Source organism: Streptomyces sp. NPDC058674, from assembly GCF_042716505.1.
In the GTDB taxonomy this organism is placed as follows: Bacteria; Actinomycetota; Actinomycetes; order Streptomycetales; family Streptomycetaceae; genus Streptomyces.
Map to the genome: position 1 here is coordinate 44973 of NZ_JBHXSC010000016.1, position 19293 is coordinate 64265.

Here is a 19293-nt window from a genome sequence, read left to right on the forward strand (position 1 = left end):
GCTTATCGGAACCGGGTGTTCGGGCAGGGCCTACTCGGGTGGCATCTGTCCGTATTTATCCGGTGAATATCAGATACGATCAACTGACGGACGGCAAGCGCCAGTCCACGGGCTGTGCACCCTGGCCCACCAGGAGGTCGTTCGTCCTGCTGAAGGGCCTGGAGCCGAAGAATCCGTAGTCGGCGGACCTGGGGGAGGGGTGGGACGACTCCACCGCCGGCAGGTCGCCGAGGAGGGGGCGCAGATTGCGGGCCGCCCGCCCCCACAGGATCGAGACGAGCGGCTTGCCGCGTGCGGCGAGGGCCCGGATGGCCTGGTCCGTGACCGCCTCCCAGCCCTTGTCCTGGTGCGCGTTGGGACGGCGGGGCGCGGTGGTCAGCGCGCGGTTGAGCAGCAGCACGCCCTGCCGGGTCCACGGGGTGAGGTCGCCGTTGGCGGGGCGTCCCGTCCCGAGGTCCCGGTGCAGCTCCAGGAAGATGTTGTCCAGGCTCGGCGGTACGGGCCGGACCTCCGGGGCCACCGAGAAGGACAGCCCCACCGCGTGCCCCGGCGTGGGGTAGGGGTCCTGGCCGACGATGAGGACCTTCACCTCGTCGAAGGGCTGCTGGAAGGCGCGCAGCACGTGGGGCCCGGCCGGCAGGTAGGTCCTCCCCGCCGAGACCTCGGCGCGCAGGAAGTCGCCCATGGCGGCGATCTGCCCCGCCACCGGCTTCAGAGCCCGGGCCCAGCCCGGCTCGACGATCTCGTTCAACGGTCTCGCTGCCACGGTGGATCACTCTACTGGCCCAGTGTGGCCGCCCGCACGCACAGGACGTCCGGCAGGTGTCCGGCCAGCAGTTGCCAGTTCTCGCCGTCGTCGCGGCTCGCGTACAGCTCGCCGTTGCGGTTGCCGAAGTAGACGCCCGCCGGGTCCGCGTCGTCCGTGCACAGCGCGTCGCGCAGGACGGTGCCGTAGTGGTCGCCCTCCGGCAGGCCCTTGGAGAGGGGCTCCCAGCTGGCGCCCGCGTCCCGGGTGCGGAAGACCCGGCAGCGGTGCTCGGCCGGCACCCGGTCGGAGTCCGCGTTGAGCGGGAAGACGTAGGCGGTGTCCGGCCGGTGCGGGTGGGCGGCCACCGCGAAGCCGAAGTCGGACGGGAGCCCGCCGCCGATGTCCGTCCACACGGCCCCCGCGTCGTCGCTGCGGTAGACGCCCCAGTGGTTCTGGAGGTACAGCCGGTCGGTGTTCCCGGCGTCCTGGGCGATCTTGTGCACGCACTGGCCGAACTCGGGATGCGGGTCCGGCAGGAAGACCGCGGAGACCCCGTCGTTCGACGGCGACCAGCTGGCCCCGCCGTCCGCGCTCCGGAACACCCCCGCCGTGGACACGGCCACCGTCAGCGCCTCCGGGTCCCGCGGGTCGGTGATCACCGTGTGCAGCCCCTCGCCGCCGCCACCGGGCACCCACGCGGAGCGGCTCGGGTGCTCCCACAGCGGCCGGACCAGCTCGAAGGACTCGCCGCGGTCCGTGGAGCGGAACAGTGCGGCGGGCTCCGTCCCGGCATAGACCACGTCCGGGGCCTCGGGCCCGGCGGGGTGCAGCTGCCAGACCCGCTCCAGGGAGGCGCCGGTGTCCTTGGGGAACTTCACCGCGGCCGCGGCCGGTTCCCGCCAGGTCGCCCCGAGGTCGTCGGAGCTGAAGACGGACGGCCCCCAGTGCAGGCTGTCCGCCCCGGCCAGCAGCCGCGGCACCGCGCCCCGCCGGTCGACGGCGACGGCGTAGACGGCCTGGGCGTTGAAGTGGGGCCCGGCGAACTCCCACGGGCCCTCCCCGCGGCGTCGGCCGACGAAGAGTCCCTTGCGGGTTCCCACGAGCAGTAGTACGTCGGCCATGGCCGGCACCTCCGGGCGTCGTCGTCCCTGCGGTCCCGCTCGGATCGCGTGCGCTGCGGGTTCTCCGGCGGGTCTTTCCGGCCAGTCTGCACCCGCCCACCGACAGGGGCCCGGCGGGCCGCGCGGCGCCCCGCGCGGGTCTTCCGCCGTCGATCGGGCCGGATCGTTTTTCCGATCGTTTACCCGACAGAAATGACTGTTGCTTGCATGGAGGTGTCCGGAATGGATTGACTTCACGCCAACCGCAGCCGCAGCGAGAGGACCCATGTGGCCACCGAGCACCTGTCACCGCTCGACCTCGCCTTCTGGCGGATCGAATCCGCCTCGCACCCCATGCACCTCGGCGCCCTGGCCGTCTTCCGGGCCGCCGCCCCCGGCGCGGCCGAGCGCGCCGCCGAACTGCTCGCCGCGCGCTGCGCCGCGGTGCCCGGCCTGCGCCGCCGCATCCGCGACGTGCTGCTGCCGGTCGGCGCGGCCGCCTGGTCCCCGGACCCCGGCTTCGACCCGGCGCGGCACGTCTTCCTCGTACCCGCCGGGAACACCGGCACCCCACCGCAGGAAGCCGCCGGTCCGCTCATGGCCAGGCCGCTCGACCGGGCCCTGCCGCCCTGGGAGGCCCACGTCCTGGCGGGTCCCGGTCCGGACGCCTTCGCGGTCCTGTTCAAGTTCCACCACGCCCTCGCCGACGGCCTCGGCGCGCTCGCGCTCGCGGCGGCGCTCTTCGACGAGGGCCCGGCCCTCCGGCCTCCCCCGCGTCCCCTGCCCGCCCAGCGGGGCGGCGGCTCCCCGCTGCGCCGGCTGCCCGGCGCCCTGGCCGCCCGCGTCCAGGAGGTGGGCCAGGCCCTGGAGATCGGCGCCGCCGTGGCCCGCTCCGGCCTGCCGCTGGGGGTGCCCGAGGCGCTCCTCGCCGACCCCGACGGGCCCGCCACCCGTACCGTCGCCGGAGTCGCCCTCGACCTCGACGAGGTCAACCTGGTCCGAAAGGCCGCGGGCGGCACCGTCAACGACGTACTGATCACGGTGGTCGCCGGCGCCCTGCGGCGCTGGCTGGAGGAGCGCGGCGACCCCGCCCCCCGGGGGCCCGGCCCCCGCGCCCTGATCCCGGTCTCCCGCCGGGGCCGGCCGGGAGCCGCCGCGGGGAACCGGCTCTCCGGCTACCTGCTGCGGCTTCCCCTCGCGGAGCGGGACCCGCTGCTGCGCCTGGACCGGGTGCGGGCCGCCATGGACCGCAACAAGGACGCCGGGCCGGCCCGCGGCGCCGGGGCCGTCGCACTGCTGGCCGACCACGTCCACCCGCTCGGACACCGGCTCGGCGGCCCGCTCGTCGCACAGGCCGCCCGGCTGCTCTTCGACATCCTGGTCACCAGCGTCCCGCTGCCCGGCCTGACCTTCTCCCTCGGCGGCAGCCGGGTCCACGAGGTCTACCCCCTCGCCCCGCTGGCCCGCGGCCAGTCCCTGGCCGTGGCGGTCTCCACGTACAAGGGCACCGTCCACTACGGGCTCGTCGCCGACGCGGGGGCGGTGCCGGACCTGGGGGCCCTCGCCGGGGCGCTGCGCGCGGAGCTGGCCGTGCTTGTACGAGAGGTCTCGTAGTACGAGAGAATTCGTAGTACGGTGTCTGTCGTACCAAGCCGCCGATCCCCGGTACGCCGGTCGTCCTTGGAGAGCCCTGATGAGTGCTGCCCCCGCCGCCTTCACCGCCCTGTTCGCGCCGTACACCCTGCGGTCGGTCACCGTGCCGAACCGCGTGTGGATGGCCGCGATGTGCCAGTACAGCGCCGAGGCCTCCGGCCCGGACGAGGGCGCGGTCGGCGACTGGCACTTCGCGCACTACGCCGCCCGAGCCGTCGGCGGCGCCGGCCTGATCGTCCAGGAGGCCACCGCCGTCTCCCCCGAAGGCCGGATCTCCCCCTACGACCTCGGCATCTGGAACGACACCCAGGTCGAGGCCGCCCGCCGGATCACCTCCTTCGTCAAGGCCCAGGGCGCGGTCCCCGGCATCCAGCTCGCCCACGCCGGCCGAAAGGCCTCGACCGACCGGACCTGGAAGGGCGGCGGCCCGGTCGGCCCCGAGGAGCACGGCTGGCAGCCGGTCGCCCCCAGCGCCGTGCCCTACCAGGAGGGCCACCCGGTGCCGCACGAGCTGACCGTCGCGGAGATCCACGGGGTCACCGCCCAGTTCGCGGCCGCCGCCGAGCGCGCACTGCGCGCCGGCTACGAGGTCGTCGAGGTCCACGGCGCCCACGGCTACCTCATCGGCGAGTTCCTCTCCCCGCACAGCAACCGGCGCACCGACGCCTACGGGGGCTCCTTCGAGAACCGCACCCGCTTCGCGCTCGAAGTCGTGGACGCCGTCCGCGCCGTGTGGCCCGAGGAACTCCCGCTGTTCTTCCGGATATCCGCCACCGACTGGCTGGAGGAGGACGGCTGGACCGCCGACGAGACGGTCCGGCTGGCCCCCCTGCTCGCGGAACACGGCGTGGACCTCCTCGACGTCTCCACCGGCGGGCTCGCCCCCGGGGTGACGATCCCGGTCGGCCCCGGCTACCAGGTGCCCTTCGCGGCCAGGGTCAAGGCCGAGACCACCCTGCCGGTCGCCGCCGTCGGCCTGATCACCGAACCGGAACAGGCCGAGAAGATCCTGGCCAACGGGGAGGCCGACGCGGTCCTGCTCGGCCGCGAGCTGCTCCGCGACCCCTACTGGGCCCGCCGCGCGGCCGCCGAACTGGGCGCGGAGCTCCGCACCCCCGAGCAGTACCACCGCTCCTGGTGACCCGGGTGCGGCGCGCAGGCCTCCGCCGGTGCGCCGCACCCCGCCGGGTCCTACGACGGTTCTCGTACGATGAGGTCTCTCCCGTCGGGACCCCGCCGGACCCGATGAACCGAGCGAGTGGAGCAGGACATGACGGAACGTGACACGGCCCGCGCCCTCGCCCACCCCGAGCCCGGGGAGATCCGCCTCGAAGGAGTGCTGCACGCGCTCTCCGACCCGCTCCGGCTCTCGATCACCCGCGACCTGGCCGCCTCCGCCGCCGAGCTGGCCTGCTCGCACTTCGACCTGCCGGTCACCAAGTCCACGACCACCCACCACTTCCGCGTCCTGCGCGAGAGCGGGGTCGTGCGCCAGACCTACCGGGGCACCACCAAGCTCAACGCCCTGCGCCGCCGCGAGCTGGACGCCCTCTTCCCGGGCCTCCTCGACTCGGTCCTGACGGCGGCCGCCGCGGAGGAAGGCCGCCTGGAGCGGGCCCGGTCCGTCCGATAGCGCACGTCCGGCCCGCGGGACCACCCGGCGCCGGGACCGGTGGCGGGGTCAGCCCGGCACCTGGATCGGCGGGCGGCGGGACCGCCCGGCACCGGGATTCGGCGGGTGGCGGGGCCGCCCCGTACCGGGACCGGCGGCCGGATCAGCCCGGTAGGTGTCCGGCCGCTCCCCACAGGCCCTGCCAGTCGGGGATCTTGACCGAGCGCCGGCCCAGGGAGCGGCCCAGCTCCGCCTCGGCCGTCTCGATCGCCAGCCACCCCGGCCACTCCACCGGCCGCACCCCCGCCGCACGCATGGCGTCCAGCGGGTCACCCGGCAGTTCGCGCCGGGCCAGCCGGCCCGCGTCCTGGAGCAGCGAGGAGACCGTCTCCTTGGCGCAGGGGCGGTTCGTGCCGATCACGCCCGTCGGACCGCGCTTGATCCACCCGGCCACGTACTCGCCCACCGAGGCCCGGCCCGCGCGCAGCACCCGGCCCGCGGCGTGCGGGACCGTGCCCCTCGCCGGGTCGAAGGGCAGCCCGGCCAGGGGGACGCCCCGGTACCCCACCGAGCGCAGCACCAACTGCGCGGGGAGGTCCTCGTACACGCCCGTCCCCTCGACCCCGCCCCGCCCGTCCGGGGCGGTGCGCTCGAAGCGCACCCCGGCGGCCCGCCCGCCGGGCCCGCCCAGCACTTCCACCGGCCGCAGGTAGAACCGCAGGGCGATCGAGCGAGGCCCGCCGGCCGGGCCGGCGTCCGCCCAGCCGCGCAGCACCTCCACGTTGCGCCGCGCCGCGGCGGGCAGCGCGGCGCCCGCGCCCGGATCGGCGTACGCGGGGTCGAGGGCGAGCTCGGCGGGCACCACCCGGACGTCCACGCCGGGCAGCGTGGAGAGCTCGCGCAGCTCCTTGGTGGTGAACTTCGCCTGGGAGGGACCGCGTCGGGCCACCATCGACACCGCCCGCACCCCGCTGTCCGCGAGCGCGCCGAGGGCGGGGTGCGGCATGTCGGTCGGTGCCAGCTCCGCCTCCCCGCGGGCGAGGATCCGGGTCACGTCCACGGCGACGTTGCCCGCCCCGACCACCACCGCCGACTCGACGCCGGCCAAGCCGAAGGCCTCGGCGGCGGCGTCCGGATGGCCGCTGTACCAGGACACGAAGGCGGTCGCCGAGTGCACCCCGGCCAGTTCCTCGCCGGGGATGCCCAGCAGCCGGTCCCGCGCCGCCCCCACGCAGTACACGACCGCGTGGTACAGCTCCAGCAGGCGTTCCGCGGGCAGCGCCCCGCCGCCGACCTCGACGTTCCCGAGGAAGCGGATCCGCTCGTCCTCCAGGACGGTGCGCAGGCTGCCCTGCAGCGACTTGATCTTCTCGTGGTCGGGGGCGACCCCGTACCGCACGAGACCGTACGGAGCCGGCAGCCGGTCCAGCACGTCCACGCGCACGCCGGGCACCTCGCGCTGCTGGACCAGTGTCTGTGCGGCGTAGACCCCGCTGGGGCCCGATCCGACGACGGCGACTCGAAGCACGGCGGAGCTCCTCCCGCGGGTGATCCCAGCATGACACCGCTCCCCCGAGCCGTCAGCCCATGGAGCGCATCCGGTGGATCTCGGCGGTCTGCGTGGCCACCAGCTCGGTGGCCATCTCCTCGACCGCGACGTTGTTGCCCCCGGCCAGCGCCGTGCCGGCCATCGTCAGCGCGCCCTGGTGGTGGGCGGTCATCAGCGTCAGGAAGAGACGGTCGAAATCGGCGCCCCGGGCGTCGCCGAGTTCCTTGAGCTGCTGCTCGGTCGCCATACCGGGCATCGCGCCGTGGTCGTGGTCCCCGGGGGCCCCCGCCGGTGCGGGGTACCGGGCCAGCCACTTCTCCATCACGGCGATCTCCGGCTTCTGCGCCACCGTGATCCGGTCCGCGAGCCGCTTCACGCCCTCCGCGGAGGCGCGGTCGGGCGCCAGCGAGCTCATCGTCAGCGCTTGGCGGTGGTGCTCGACCATGTGCCGCACGTACGTGCGGTCGGCCGCGTTGGGAGTGTCGTCCGGCCGCTCCCGGGCGGCCTGTTCGGGGGAGAGGGTGCGCGATGTCCCGCCCGGCTCGCCTGGTGCGATCACCACCGGTCGGCCGTCTTTCGCGTCCTGGGGGCCGCCGTCGTCCTGACAGGCCGCCAGGGTGAACAGGAGCCCGGCGGCCGCGACCGCTCCGGCGAATCGGCCGAGTAACCCTTTTGCCATGTCCATGGAAAGGAACATACTGCCGGGGTCCCGGTTCCGCGCCCATCCGACGCGGAGCCGATCGGACTCCCATGGGAGGCAACAGTGACCTCGAAGCACACCACCAGAGTGCGGAAACGGAGTCTGGGCGCGGCCGCCGTGGCGGCCGGGCTCCTCACGGCGCTCCTGACGGCCGCACCCGCGTCCGCCACCCCCGACCCGGGCGACCTGACGCCCGGCAGCGGCTCCCGGCAGAGCGCCGCGAGCGCCGAGGCCCGGGAGCTCGCCCCCGGCGAGATACCGGGCCGGGACGAGATCGTCCACAGCCGGAACGTCAAACCCCTGGCGAACATCCCCAGCACCAACCCGGCGGGCATCAACACCGACCTGGCCTTCCAGGGCGCGTACGCCTACGCGGGCAGCTACGACGGATTCACGATCTACGACATCGGCAACCCCAAGGCGCCCAAGACCGTCACGCGGGTGCTCTGCCCGGGCGGCCAGAACGACATCTCCGTCCACGGGGACCTGCTCTTCCTCTCCACCGACTCCTCGCGCAGCGACGACTCCTGCAACAGCGTCTCGCAGCCCGCGACGGAGAAGTCCTCGTGGGAGGGCATCAAGATCTTCGACATCAAGGACAAGAAGAACCCCAGGTACATCAAGTCCGTCGAGACCGCCTGCGGCTCCCACACGCACACGCTGGTGCCGGGCGACCGCGACCTCTACCTGTACGTCTCCTCCTACTCCCCGAACGAGGCCTACCCGGACTGCAAGCCGCCGCACGACGGCATCTCCGTGGTGAAGGTCCCGAAGAAGGCCCCGACCAAGGCCGCGGTCGTCGCCTTCCCGGTCCTCTTCCCCGACGGCGGCAACCCGGGCGCCCCCGACAACCCGGGCGTCTCCAAGACCACCGGCTGCCACGACATCACCGTGCTGCCGTCGAAGAACCTGGCCGCCGGCGCCTGCATGGGCGACGGCATCCTCTTCGACATCAGCAAGCCCGAGCAGCCGCGGGTGATCGACCGGGTCCAGGACAACGTGAACTTCGCGTTCTGGCACTCGGCGACCTTCAACGAGCGGGCGAACAAGGTCGTCTTCACCGACGAGCTCGGCGGCGGTGGCGGCGCCACCTGCAACGAGGCCACCGGCCCCCAGCGCGGCGCCGACGGCATCTACGACATCACCGGCCGCGGGGACCACCGCGAACTCGTCTTCCGCAGCTACTTCAAGATCCCGCGCCACCAGGCCGACACCGAGAACTGCGTGGCCCACAACGGCTCGCTGGTCCCGGTGGGCGGCGGCCGCGACATCATGGTCCAGGCCTGGTACCAGGGCGGCGTCTCGGTCTGGGACTTCACCGACTCGTCCCGGCCCAGGGAGATCGGCTACTTCGAACGCGGCCCGCTCTCCACGGACGCCCTCGGACTCGGCGGCTCCTGGTCGGCGTACTACTACAACGGCCACATCTACTCGAACGACATCGCCAAGGGCTTCGACGTGCTGAGGCTCGACGACTGGCGCACCGAGAGCGCGAAGCGCGTGCGGATGGACCGGCTCAACGTGCAGACCCAGCCCGAGTACCGCTAGGTCCGGCCGGTCGGGTCCGGCCAGTCGGTCCGGCTGGTCAGGTCGTCCGGCCTGTCAGGTCCGGTCAGCAGGGAACGTTCCGCCGGGCGGTCCGCCGTCCGGGGGGACGCCCAGCTCCCAGTCCAGGCCGTACCGCTGGAACAGCTCGGCCCGCAGCCGGCCCGCCGGCATCGGAGCCCCCGGCAGCAGCACCGCCACCACCGCGCCCATCAGCAGCGCCCGCAGCAGCGGATAGTCCGCGTCCACGTCGGCCGAGCCGTACCGGGCCACCGTGTCCCGCAGCAGTTCGGCCAGCCGCTGCTGCTCGGGGCACTGGATGAACCCGTCCGCCTGGAGGATTCCCGCCATGTGCGTGCGCATCAGCCGCGGATGGTCCCGGGCCAGTCCGAGGATCGCGTCGATGGCGCGGGCGAGGCGCTCGGGGCCCTCCCGCGGGCCGGAGGGCCGCGGCTCGCGCTCCAGCGCGGCGGCCAGGGTCCGGTGCATCAGCCGGTGCACCGCGGACTGCAGCAGCTGCCGCTTGCCCGGGAAGTAGTACGACACCAGGCCGCGGGCCGCGCCCGCCCGATCGGCGATGTCGCCGAGTTTCGTGGCCTCGTATCCGCGCTCGGCGACGAGGTCGACGGTCGCCTGCAGCAGCCGCTCCCTGGAACGTCTGCGCAATTCTTCATTGACCGATGCGCTGCGCGGGACCATGCTTACTCCTGCTGCGTTGGCTGGCTCCGAGCCAATATACTCAGCGCGCGGGACCGTCTGCTCTGGGTGACACGGGGGATCGCCCAGAGCAGGCACGCCCGCGACGGCCGGATCCGGCCGTGGCGCCCGCGACCACGGCGACCCCCAGGAGCCAGCCCGCGAGGACGTCCGAGGCCCAGTGCACCCCGAGATGGAGCCGGGTGAAGCCGACTCCGAGGACCGACACCGCGGCCACCGCCCAGGCGGTCGCCAGAGCCCACCGCGGAGCCGCGCCGGGCAGCAGCCACAGCAGCATGCCGCAGACCACGGTCGCGGTCATCGCGTGGCCCGAGGGGTAGGCCGAGTAGTGCGCCGCATCGACAGGGTCCGGCCACACCGGACGCTCCCGGCCCACCAGGGCCTTCAGTCCCTGCTGCACCACCGAGGCAACGACCGCGGCCACCGCCACGCGCAGCGCCCGGCCGCGGTCGCCGCGCCACCACAGCGTGATGAAGGCGGCTGCGGCCAGGGCGCGCATGGTCCAGGGGTCCCACACCCAGTCGGAGAGCACCCGCATCGCCTGCGTCGTCCCCGGATGGGCGACCGCGCGGGCGTGCAGCTCCTCCGCGATCCGCTCGTCCAGGAAGAGGAGCGGCCCCCAGCGCACCACCACGAGCACGGTCAGTACGGCCGCGATCAGCACGCAGCCGACGCCCGCCAGACGCAAAGGATCGTTCCGCATGCGGTCGATCCTCGCACCGGCGGCCGCGGGCCGGTCGCGGGCGCGCCCGCTCCGGACGCGCCCGCGCGCTGAGTCCCGGCTGCGCCGGCGCGCCGGGCACCGGCTACGCGAGCGCGCTGAGTCCCGGGACGAAGGCGACCAGCAGCGGCACCGCCGGCACGAGGGTGGCCAGCGCCGTCAGCCGCAGCCGCCGGGTGGCCGACAGCCGGGGCGCGGCCGACAGGAGCCGCCGGACCCGTTGCGGGACGTGCGCCTGCGGGGCCGGGCTGGGCCCGAACACCCCGCGGTCCTCGTTGAGGCCGACCAGGGCCAGCGCGATCGTCAGCCGGCCGAAGCGCCGCGAGGCCACGTCGTCGGCGGCCAGCTCGACCAGGCGGTGCATCTCCGCCTCGAACGCGGCGAAGACCGGCACCTGGGGGAAGCCCCGGGCCAGCGCCCGCGAGCAGTGCAGCAGCCAGTCGTGCCGCGCCGCCGCGTGCCCCTGCTCGTGGGCCAGCACGGCGTCCAGCTGGCTCCCCTTCAGCCGGGACAGGGCCGCCGTCGTGACCACCAGCTGCGGGGCCGCACCCGGCAGCCACCAGGCGTCCGGCCGCGATCCCTCCAGTACGACGAGCCGCGCGCCGGCCGGCTCCTCCCCGGGCAAAAGCGGTGCCCGCAGGCGCAGTTCGGTGTCCTGGGCCCGGCGCCCGGCGCGGGCGCGGAGCACCTCGCGGCCCAGCATCGCCCCGGTCCACAGTGCCCCGCCCGCCAGCACCAGCGCGGTGGCGGCGGCCCAGCCGCCGCCGGACGCGCCCAAGGCGTAGGCGTCGGCCACGCCGTGCGGCGCGGCGGCGAAGAGCCGGCCGCGGACGGCCTGCCAGGCGGCCGCCGCGCTCAACAGCATCGACAGGCCGAGGCACAGCAGTACTGCGCCCACCACGCACTGCCAGACCCACAGGGCGACCACCGGCTCGCGCTCGGGCCACCGGGCCCGGGCCAGCAGGCGGGGCGCGAGCACCGCGGTCAGGGCGCCGAGCAGCAGCAGAGCGGCGGGGACCATCATGTCCGCCAGCCTATGAGCGCGGGGGTACCTGCGGGTACGGCCTCGGAGGATTGGTGACGCAGGACACGTCCGCCGGCGCCGTCACATCGTGAGCAGCATGGCCAACGTCCCGATGCCCATGGCCAGTCGGCAGGCCCGGGTCAGCTCGGCCGTGTTCGGCGCCGCAGCCCCAGCCTCAGCCTCAGCCGCAGTCGCCGCCGGCCGCCCGCCCGGCCCTCCGCCCTCCCCGGTGGCGACCCCCGCGTCTTTGCCCGCCGCCACCAGGCGGGCCCCGCCGAGGAGCACGTACCCGGCGAAGTAGAGGAGCAGGGCCCCCGTCACGAGCGGCGGTCCCGTGGCGTGCGCGTCCCCGTGTCCGCCGCCTTGCCCGCCCCCGGGACCCGGCCCGGCAGCGCCGGCCGTCGCGGTCAGGGCGATGCAGGCCATGTAGGCCATGTAAGCCATGGCCAGGGACCCCACCAGGTGGTGCGCGTGGTGCACGCCGTCCCGCATCAGCCACAGGGCGTGGGCCGCGGCCGCGCAGAAGACCGCGAGCAGGAGCGGCGGGCCCCAGGCCCCCACCCCCGACGGCACGGCCATCACGGCCATGCCCAGGCCCATCGCCGCCTCTCCCGCCGCCGCGCCGCGCGCGTCCCGGGCGGCCCGGCCGGCTCGGACCAGGCAGTACGCGCCGCTCGCCGCGCACAGCAGTACCAGCAGCCAGGAGGTGACGGAGGCGGAAGGCGGGATGCCGGAAGACGAGATGCCGGAAGGCGAGACGGCGGAAGCGGACATGGCGAACCCGTGCACGGCGGAACCTCCCGGTTCGTCGGCGTCACGGGGAGAGATGCCCGCCCCGAACCGCCCGCACGCCGCCCCGGGATAGGCTCTCTCCGTCGTACCGGGCATGTCATATGCCACCGCGCAGAACGGAGCCCCCGATGTCGACCGCCGACCCCGCAGCCCTGCAGTTCCGCACCGCGGTGGAGGCGGACGTGGACGAGCTGGTGGTGCTCGTCGAGTCCGCCTACCGCGGCGACGCCAGCCGCGCGGGATGGACCACCGAGGCCGACTTCCTGGACGGCCGGCGCACCGACGCCCAGGGCGTCCGGCAGATCATCGCCGGCTCGGACAGCACCCTGGTGGTCGTGGAGCGCGCCGGTGAGCTCGTGGCCTGCTGCCAGCTCGAACACCGCGGTGACCACGTCTACTTCGGGATGTTCGCGGTCCGCCCCGGCCTCCAGGGCGCCGGTCTCGGCAAGGAGGTCCTGGCCGAGGCCGAGCGCCGGGCCCGCGAGGTGTGGGGCGCCGCGGAGATGCGGATGACGGTGGTGAACGTACGGGAGGAGCTCATCGCCTACTACGTGCGCCGCGGCTACCGGCGAACCGGCGAGCTGAGCCCCTTCCCCTACGGTGACGAGCGCTTCGGGGTCCCGCTCCGCACGGACCTGGCCTTCGAGCTCCTAGTCAAGCCGCTCTGAACCGGGGCCCGTGCGGGTACGCGCGGCGAACAGGGGTCCGTGCGGGTACACGGGGCTGAGCCGGCGCCGGATCGCGCGCCGGTCGCGCGCCCCGGGCGGCGCCGCTCCGCGTCAGGCGGTGAACCGCCCCGTGCTGCGGACCTCGGGGAAGCCGGTCGCGGCGCCGTCCAGCCCGAGCGCCCGCGCGAGGCGCAGCAGCTCCAGGGTGTCGACCGCCCGGCCCGTCACCCGCAGCCCGGCCGTGTGCGCCGCCTCCACGGCCTCCAGGCTGATCCGGCGGATGTCCAGGGCGACCGTCGCGGCGCCGGCCGCCCGCGCCCGCTCCACGAGCGCCCCGGTGTCCCCGGCGACGACGTCCGCGTACAGCGTGGTCCGTACGCCCGGCACCCGCCGGGCCGTCTCGGTGAGCAGATCGTCGTGGGAGGAGGCCACCTCCACCCGTGCCGTGAGGTCGCGGCGCGGGAGCAGCTCCGCGAGCGCACCCGCGGCGGCGCGGTCCCGCACCCACGCCTGGATCGGAGTGCGGACGGCGTCCAGCACCTCGTCGAGGACCGGTACGCGCTCGCCCCGGCCGGCGTCGAGCCCGCGCAGCTCGGCCAGGGTCAGGTCGGCGACGGCCCCCGACCCGTCGGTGGTCCGGTCGACCTCGGGGTCGTGGAGGGCGACGAGGGCGCCGTCCTTGCTGAGCCGGAGGTCCAGGGCGATGACGTCCATGCCGGAACGCTCCGCGCGGACGAAGGAGCGCAGGGTGTTCTCCGGTTCGACACCCATGACCCCGCGGTGACCGATGGTGAGGAAAGTCAAGGTTCTCTCGCTTCCGTCGACGGCGGCTCCCCGCGCGGTCCCGGTGTCCCGGCCGTCCGCGCGCGATGAGGACGCATGCTAGTGGTCCCCGGTGGTGAGGGGACCGCCCGTGCAGCGACCCGGACGGGGCGCACAGGCCGCTCCCCGTCCGGGTCCCGCGGTGCCGGGGCGGCGCGGAGGGGCGCAGCGCGTCACCCGGCCGTGGGCGCGTCCCCGCCGGCTTGACGGGCCATGTCCCAGGGGACCGGTCCCGCGGCGGGCGCCGCCCGCCGGGGGTGGTCCCGTAGCGCCGGTCGGCGCGCACGTCCTCGGTCCCAGCACTGCGCGCGCGGCTCGAAGTACCGTGGCGACACTGGGCGGAGGCGTGGCTTCCACACTGAATCGCAGGAAGACTTCCCGCTGAACAGGGGGTGGCGCAGGATATTTTCCCGAGATACCTCTTGAGTGGGAGAGCTCCACATGCCTACTCTGTGCCGACGTGAGGTTCTCCTGTGGAGGAAGTGACATGACGGAAACTCTTGTGCCGGGTGCCGGCGGTGCCGCGATAACCGCCGGGGCGCGGGTGGTAGACCACCCGGCGTGGCCCGAGCTCAAGGCCGCCGTGGAGGAGATCCGCCCCTGGCAGGCCAAGGACGGCTCCATCGACTTCGAGCGGGAGGGCGCCCACGCGCGCGCCACCGTCCTCGGGGCCGTCGAGCGGGTGATCAAGGCCGTCGAGGCCCTGTCGCCGCTGCTCCCGCACGCCGCTGCGTACCACCGGGCGCTCGTCGCCGACCTGCGCAAGTGGGCCGCCGACGACTTCCGGGTGCCGGACTTCCTCGACTCCCTGATGGCCTTCCAGCCGGCCGCCGAGCGCGCCGACGGCCTCCAGCACCTCGTGGTCTTCCCGATGTACACGCAGAACGGCAACCCGGACCGCAATCTGGAGGCCGTGGCGCTCAGGATGGTGTGGCCCGAGTGGCTGGCCGAGCTGGAGCGCACCCGGTACGACAACCCGCTGTTCCTCGGCATCACCTTCGAGGACTTCACGCCGGGCTACGACACCAACTCCGCGGTCCTCTTCCCCGAGACCATCGCGGTGCGGGAGGCCCCCGAGCGCTTCACCTGGGGCGGCATCTTCTGCGACCGCGAGGCCGCCCGCTACCGCAAGGTGACCGAGGCCGCGGTGGACATCCTGGGCATCGAACTGCCCGAGGACATCGCCGCCATGGTCGGTGACCAGGAGCGCTGCGAGAAGGCCTTCGTCCTGTGGGACATGGTCCACGACCGGACCCACAGCCACGGCGACCTGCCCTTCGACCCCTTCATGATCAAGCAGCGCCAGCCGTTCTGGATGTACGGCCTGGAGGAGCTGCGCTGCGACCTCACCGCCTTCAAGGAGGCCGTGAAGCTGGAGTCCGAGGGCAACGAGCACGGCCGCGACGTGCAGTACGCCGTCCTCTTCGACCGGATGTTCCGCTTCCCGGTCTCCGGCGACCGCAACCGCAACTACGACGGTCTCGGCGGCCAGCTGCTCTTCGCCTACCTCCACAAGCACGACGTGGTGCGCTGGACGGACAACAAGCTGAAGATCGACTGGATGCGCGCCCCGCAGGTCACCAACCAGCTGTGCGCCGAGATCGAGGGCCTGTACCGCGCCGGCATCGACCGCCCGAAGCTCGTGCACTGGTTCAAGGCGTACGAGCTGGTCGCCGAGTACCTCGCCCCGCACCCCGGGTCGAAGTGGGCCAAGGGCCCCGACGCCCTCGACCTGACGCAGCCGCCGCGCAAGCTCGTCGACGACGTGCTTCCGGACGAGTTTCCGCTCAGCATGTTCTACGAGGCCCTCGCCAAGAAGCTCAAGGGCGTGATCGCCTCCACCAAGGGCATCACCGCCCTCAACGCCGAACAGGCCGATCGGGTCGCAGCGTGAGTGACCGCCCACAGGAGGCAGCACAGATGAACGGCTCCGGGAACGGCAACGGAATCCTGCACGGAGCGGTGGTGGCGGTGGCCGGGGCCGGCGGGCCCGCCGGCCGCGCCGCCCTGCTCCGCCTCGCCGAGGCGGGCGCGGTGGTCGTGGCGTCCGACGCCGACGCGGGACGGCTCGCGGAGGCCGTGGACGCGGCCCGCTACGCCCACGGCGGCGCCACCATCACCGGTGACACCGTGGACCTGCTCGACCTGGCCGCCACCAAGGCCTGGGCCGAGCAGATCGAGAAGGAGTTCGGCCGGGTCGACGGTGTGGTCCACCTCGTCGGCGGCTGGCGCGGCAGCTCCTCCTTCACCGAGACCGACCTCGCGGACTGGGCCTTCCTGGAGAAGCTGCTGATCCGCACGGTCCAGCACACCTCGCTCGCCTTCCACGACGGCCTGCTGCGCAGCGACCGCGGCCGGTACGTGCTGGTCAGCCAGTCGGGTGCGCACAAGCCGGTCGCCAACAACGCCGCCTACAACGCGGGCAAGGCGGCGGCCGAGGCCTGGACCCTGGCCATGGCCGACTCCTTCCGCAAGGCCGGGGGCGAGGACGGGCCGGGCGCCGCGGCTGCCATCCTTGTCATCAAGGCACTGGTGCACGACGCGATGCGCGCCGAGCGACCCAATGCGAAGTTCGCGGGCTTCACGGACGTCAAGGAGCTGGCCGAGGCCATCGCCGGCGTCTGGGACCGGCCCGCCCCCGATGTGAACGGACAGCGTCTGTGGCTCACTCCGCAACCGTGAGGACCGCGACCTCGAAGACCGACGCCCGCCGCCACCACGACCCGGCGGTGCGCGGCTTCGCGAGCGACAACTACGCGGGGGTGCATCCGGAGATCCTGGAGGCCGTCGCACTGGCCAACGGCGGCCACCAGGTCGCCTACGGCGAGGACGAGTACACCGAACACCTGCAGAAGGTCTTCCGCAGCCACTTCGGGCCGTACGCACAGGCGTACCCCGTCTTCAACGGCACCGGCGCCAACGTCATGGCCCTCCAGGCCCTGACCGACCGCTGGGGCGCCGTGGTGTGCGCCGAGAGCGCCCACATCAACGTGGACGAGGGCGGCGCGCCGGAGCGCATGGCGGGGCTCAAGCTGCTCACCGTCCCGACCCCGGACGGCAAGCTCACCCCCGAGCTGATCGACCGGCAGGCCTGGGGCTGGGAGGACGAGCACCGGGCGATGCCGCAGGTCGTCTCCATCACCCAGAACACCGAGCTGGGCACGGTGTACACCCCGGACGAGATCCGGGCGATCTGCGAGCACGCGCACGGCATGGGCATGAAGGTCCATCTGGACGGGGCCCGGATAGCCAACGCCGCGGCCTCGCTCGACGCGCCGATGCGCAGCTTCACCAACACCGTCGGTGTCGACGTGCTGTCGTACGGCGGCACCAAGAACGGCATGATGTTCGGCGAGGCCGTGGTGGTGCTCAACCCCGACGCGGTCCGGCACGTGAAGCACGTCCGCAAGATGTCGATGCAGCTGCCGTCCAAGATGCGGTTCGTCTCCGTACAGCTGGAGGCGCTCCTCGCCAAGGACCTGTGGCTGCGCAACGCCCGGCACGCCAACGCGATGGCGCAGCGGCTCGCCGCCGGCGTGCGCGAGGCGGACGGCGTGGAGATCCTCTACCCGGTGCAGGCGAACGCGGTGTTCGCCCGGCTGCCGCACGAGGTGTCGCTGCGGCTGCAGAAGCGCTACCGCTTCTACTTCTGGGACGAGGCCGCGGGCGACGTCCGCTGGATGTGCGGCTTCGACACCCAGGAGGAGGACGTGGACGGCTTCCTCCAGGCGCTGAAGGAAGAGCTGTCGCGCTGACCCCCGCACTAATCGATAGTCATGCGGAGTAATGCATAGGTATGCTCCTGGATCATGGAACTGATCCAGGAGCAACCCGACCTGGCCGCCTACCTGGCGGCCGATGACGTCATCGACCACCACCATCCGCTGGTACGCGAAACCGCCGACGCCCTGCGGGCCGCCACGGCCGGCGATGCCCGTGCCTACGCGGAGGCCGCCTTCGCCCACGTCCGCGACGCCGTGGCCCACTCGGCGGACTCGGGCGACCCGCGCGTGCCCTGGCGGGCCTCCGAGGTCCTCGCCACGCGCAACGGGATCTGCTACGCCAAGTCCCACGCCCTGGCCGCCCTGCTGCGCGCCCGGGGCATCCCGACGGCCCTGTGCTACCAGCGCCTCGCCGACGACGGCGCCGGCACGCGCCACACCGTCCACGGCCTGATCGCCCTGCGGCTGCCCGGCAGCGGGCGCTGGTCCCGCCAGGACCCGCGCGGGAACAAGCCGGGTGTCGACGCCCGGTTCAGCCTCGGCGAGGAGCGGCTGGCCTTCCCCGTGCGCCCCGCACTCGGCGAGAGCGACTACCCCCGGCTGTACGCGGCTGCGCACCCGGCGGCCCTCAAGGCCCTCCAGGGTTCCGCCGACCTGCGGGAGCTGTGGCGGAAGCTGCCGACGGCCCTGTGACCGACCCCGGTACGGGCCCCCGCGCCGCCACCAGCGCGTGCAGCAGGGCCGCCGCGAGCTGCAGCCCGGCGATCCCGGTCAGCAGCGTCCACGCGGGAGCGTCGGCCGCGATCCCCACCAGGGCCGCACCGGCCGACGCGGCCGTGAGCTTCAGGCCGGCGCCCAGGGTGAACACCTGGGTCCGCACGGCGTCCGGGGCGTGCTCCGAGCGGATCCGCAGCGTGGCCGTCAGCACCGGACCGTCGCACACCCCGGCAGCCGCGAACAGCACCGCCGTGACGGCGACGGACGGCGCGAACGCCGCCCCGGCCAGGGCGACCCCGGTCGCCGCCAGAGCCCACCGCACCAGTCGGCCGGGCTCCACGGACGTCATCCGCCCCAGGGTCAGCGAGCCGCCCAGGGCGCCCAGGGCGAAGGCGGTCATCAGCACGCCGCCGGCGCGCGGACTGCCGAGCTCGGCGGCCAGGAGTACCGAGGTGGTCGTGAGCGAGCCGATGCCGATGAAGGCCAGCGTCGTGGCCGAGGTGACCGCGCGCAGCTCGCGGACCCGCCACAGGGCGGCCAGCCCCGCCCCCATCCCGGCCCGGGAGCGCTGGGGCGGGCCCTCGACCGGGTGCGCGGGGTGGTCCCGGCCCGCGTCCTCGTGTCCGTACGGAAGGGTGGCGGCCAGGGCCGCGGCCAGCGCGCCGGAGAGCGCCAGGACCGCCATCGCGGGCCCCGCCGACCCCACCGCGGCCACCAGGCCGACCACCGCCGGGGCCGTGACCGCGGCCGCGTTGTAGGTGGAGGCGTCCCAGCCGTACGCCCGGTCGCGCGCGGCCCCCGCGGGAACCAGCCCGGCGACCAGGCTGGACAGCCCGCCGGTGACCATCGGGCCGCAGGTGCCGCCGAGCACCGCCACCGCGACCACCGCCGGCATCGGAACCCGCCCCAGCAGCACGGCCAGAGCCGCCACGGCCGCCGTGAAGCCCGCCAGGGTGCCCGGGTAGAAAACCCTCGGCCGGCGGGCACGGGCCGCGAGGACGCCCGCGAGCGGTGCGGCCAGGACATGCGGGGCCAGCCAGGCCGTCAGGACGAACGCCCCGTACGCCGCGCTCCCGGTGCGCTCCAGGGCGAGCAGCACCACGGCCATGCCCATGCCCTCGGAGGCGAAGCGCGCCGCCAGCGCCGCCCCCAGGTACCGCCCGAACCCGCTCATGCCGGACCCCTCCCGCAGTACGCCAGGTG

The 19293-nt window shown here is 74.1% G+C and carries 19 protein-coding genes; 9 read left to right on the plus strand and 10 right to left on the minus strand.

Translation table 11 applies throughout. From position 1 onward, the window contains the following. Nucleotides 1-79 precede the first annotated feature (79 nt). Together ACFWU6_RS11310 and ACFWU6_RS11315 are read right to left on the minus strand one after the other, a co-directional pair. Entirely contained in the window at nt 80-766 is a 687-nt protein-coding gene (locus ACFWU6_RS11310) for a uracil-DNA glycosylase (RefSeq protein WP_383980534.1), read from the minus strand. An 11-nt stretch (nt 767-777) separates the two neighbouring features. Further along, nucleotides 778-1869, minus strand: a complete 1092-nt coding sequence (locus tag ACFWU6_RS11315; protein ID WP_383980536.1) for a WD40/YVTN/BNR-like repeat-containing protein — start codon at nt 1867-1869, stop codon at nt 778-780. 267 nt (nt 1870-2136) lie between these two features. Here ACFWU6_RS11315 and ACFWU6_RS11320 point away from each other — a divergent pair, with 267 nt between their 5' ends. The 3 genes from ACFWU6_RS11320 to ACFWU6_RS11330 all read left to right on the plus strand — a co-directional run bounded on the left by ACFWU6_RS11320 (nt 2137) and on the right by ACFWU6_RS11330 (nt 5134). Then, nucleotides 2137-3462 carry a wax ester/triacylglycerol synthase family O-acyltransferase gene (locus ACFWU6_RS11320; RefSeq protein ID WP_383801762.1) on the plus strand — a complete coding sequence of 442 codons (1326 nt, stop codon included), beginning with the start codon at nt 2137-2139 and terminating at the stop codon, nt 3460-3462. A 79-nt stretch (nt 3463-3541) separates the two neighbouring features. Next, the gene (locus ACFWU6_RS11325; RefSeq protein ID WP_383801759.1) at nt 3542-4642 is read left to right on the plus strand and encodes an NADH:flavin oxidoreductase/NADH oxidase; all 1101 of its coding nucleotides are present in this window, start codon (nt 3542-3544) and stop codon (nt 4640-4642) included. A gap of 129 nt (nt 4643-4771) precedes the next feature. After that, complete coding sequence (locus ACFWU6_RS11330) at nt 4772-5134, plus strand: ArsR/SmtB family transcription factor (protein ID WP_383801756.1); 363 nt, start codon at nt 4772-4774, stop codon at nt 5132-5134. A gap of 142 nt (nt 5135-5276) precedes the next feature. On the opposite strand, the gene ACFWU6_RS11335 is transcribed toward ACFWU6_RS11330, so the two are convergent. Both ACFWU6_RS11335 and ACFWU6_RS11340 read right to left on the minus strand, forming a co-directional pair. Beyond that, the gene (locus ACFWU6_RS11335; protein ID WP_383801753.1) at nt 5277-6641 is read right to left on the minus strand and encodes an FAD-dependent oxidoreductase; all 1365 of its coding nucleotides are present in this window, start codon (nt 6639-6641) and stop codon (nt 5277-5279) included. 52 nt (nt 6642-6693) lie between these two features. After that, nucleotides 6694-7347, minus strand: coding sequence for a DUF305 domain-containing protein (locus ACFWU6_RS11340; protein ID WP_383801750.1), 654 nt, complete (start codon nt 7345-7347; stop codon nt 6694-6696). 78 nt (nt 7348-7425) lie between these two features. Between ACFWU6_RS11340 and ACFWU6_RS11345 the strand changes: the two genes are divergently transcribed. Then, nucleotides 7426-8910, plus strand: coding sequence for an LVIVD repeat-containing protein (locus tag ACFWU6_RS11345; RefSeq protein ID WP_383801747.1), 1485 nt, complete (start codon nt 7426-7428; stop codon nt 8908-8910). Between the two features lie 54 nt (nt 8911-8964). Here the strand turns inward: ACFWU6_RS11345 and ACFWU6_RS11350 are convergent, their stop codons facing one another. From ACFWU6_RS11350 to ACFWU6_RS11365, 4 genes are all read right to left on the minus strand, one after another. Beyond that, entirely contained in the window at nt 8965-9606 is a 642-nt protein-coding gene (locus ACFWU6_RS11350) for a TetR/AcrR family transcriptional regulator (RefSeq protein WP_383801744.1), read from the minus strand. Nucleotides 9607-9646: 40 nt separating this feature from the next. Continuing rightward, on the minus strand, nt 9647-10327 hold the full coding sequence (locus ACFWU6_RS11355) for a phosphatase PAP2 family protein (RefSeq protein ID WP_383980538.1): 681 nt from the start codon (nt 10325-10327) through the stop codon (nt 9647-9649). Between the two features lie 103 nt (nt 10328-10430). Continuing rightward, the gene (locus ACFWU6_RS11360) at nt 10431-11369 is read right to left on the minus strand and encodes a M56 family metallopeptidase (RefSeq protein ID WP_383801738.1); all 939 of its coding nucleotides are present in this window, start codon (nt 11367-11369) and stop codon (nt 10431-10433) included. 81 nt (nt 11370-11450) lie between these two features. Beyond that, nucleotides 11451-12143: a DUF5134 domain-containing protein gene (locus tag ACFWU6_RS11365; RefSeq protein ID WP_383980539.1), complete on the minus strand. Its 693-nt coding sequence runs from the start codon at nt 12141-12143 to the stop codon at nt 11451-11453. 146 nt (nt 12144-12289) lie between these two features. Here ACFWU6_RS11365 and ACFWU6_RS11370 point away from each other — a divergent pair, with 146 nt between their 5' ends. Further along, entirely contained in the window at nt 12290-12829 is a 540-nt protein-coding gene (locus ACFWU6_RS11370; RefSeq protein ID WP_383801732.1) for a GNAT family N-acetyltransferase, read from the plus strand. A 111-nt stretch (nt 12830-12940) separates the two neighbouring features. On the opposite strand, the gene ACFWU6_RS11375 is transcribed toward ACFWU6_RS11370, so the two are convergent. Next, nucleotides 12941-13633, minus strand: coding sequence for a glycerophosphodiester phosphodiesterase (locus ACFWU6_RS11375; RefSeq protein ID WP_383801729.1), 693 nt, complete (start codon nt 13631-13633; stop codon nt 12941-12943). A 505-nt stretch (nt 13634-14138) separates the two neighbouring features. On the opposite strand from ACFWU6_RS11375, the gene ACFWU6_RS11380 reads away from it, so the two are divergent. From ACFWU6_RS11380 to ACFWU6_RS11395, 4 genes are read left to right on the plus strand one after another with little or no spacing between them, the layout of a single operon-like run. After that, nucleotides 14139-15545: a DUF6421 family protein gene (locus ACFWU6_RS11380; RefSeq protein ID WP_383801727.1), complete on the plus strand. Its 1407-nt coding sequence runs from the start codon at nt 14139-14141 to the stop codon at nt 15543-15545. 26 nt (nt 15546-15571) lie between these two features. Then, a complete protein-coding gene (locus ACFWU6_RS11385) occupies nt 15572-16333 on the plus strand; it encodes an SDR family NAD(P)-dependent oxidoreductase (RefSeq protein WP_383801790.1) in 762 nt (253 codons plus the stop codon). Further along, nucleotides 16330-17406, plus strand: coding sequence for a threonine aldolase family protein (locus ACFWU6_RS11390; protein WP_383801724.1), 1077 nt, complete (start codon nt 16330-16332; stop codon nt 17404-17406). The genes ACFWU6_RS11385 and ACFWU6_RS11390 overlap by 4 nt, the downstream gene beginning before the upstream one ends. Nucleotides 17407-17460: 54 nt before the next feature. Next, complete coding sequence (locus tag ACFWU6_RS11395) at nt 17461-18066, plus strand: transglutaminase family protein (protein WP_383801721.1); 606 nt, start codon at nt 17461-17463, stop codon at nt 18064-18066. Here the strand turns inward: ACFWU6_RS11395 and ACFWU6_RS11400 are convergent. Then, nucleotides 18002-19264 (minus strand): MFS transporter, encoded by a 1263-nt coding sequence (locus tag ACFWU6_RS11400; protein ID WP_383980541.1) that lies wholly within the window; start codon nt 19262-19264, stop codon nt 18002-18004. The genes ACFWU6_RS11395 and ACFWU6_RS11400 overlap by 65 nt on opposite strands. Nucleotides 19265-19293 lie beyond the last annotated feature (29 nt).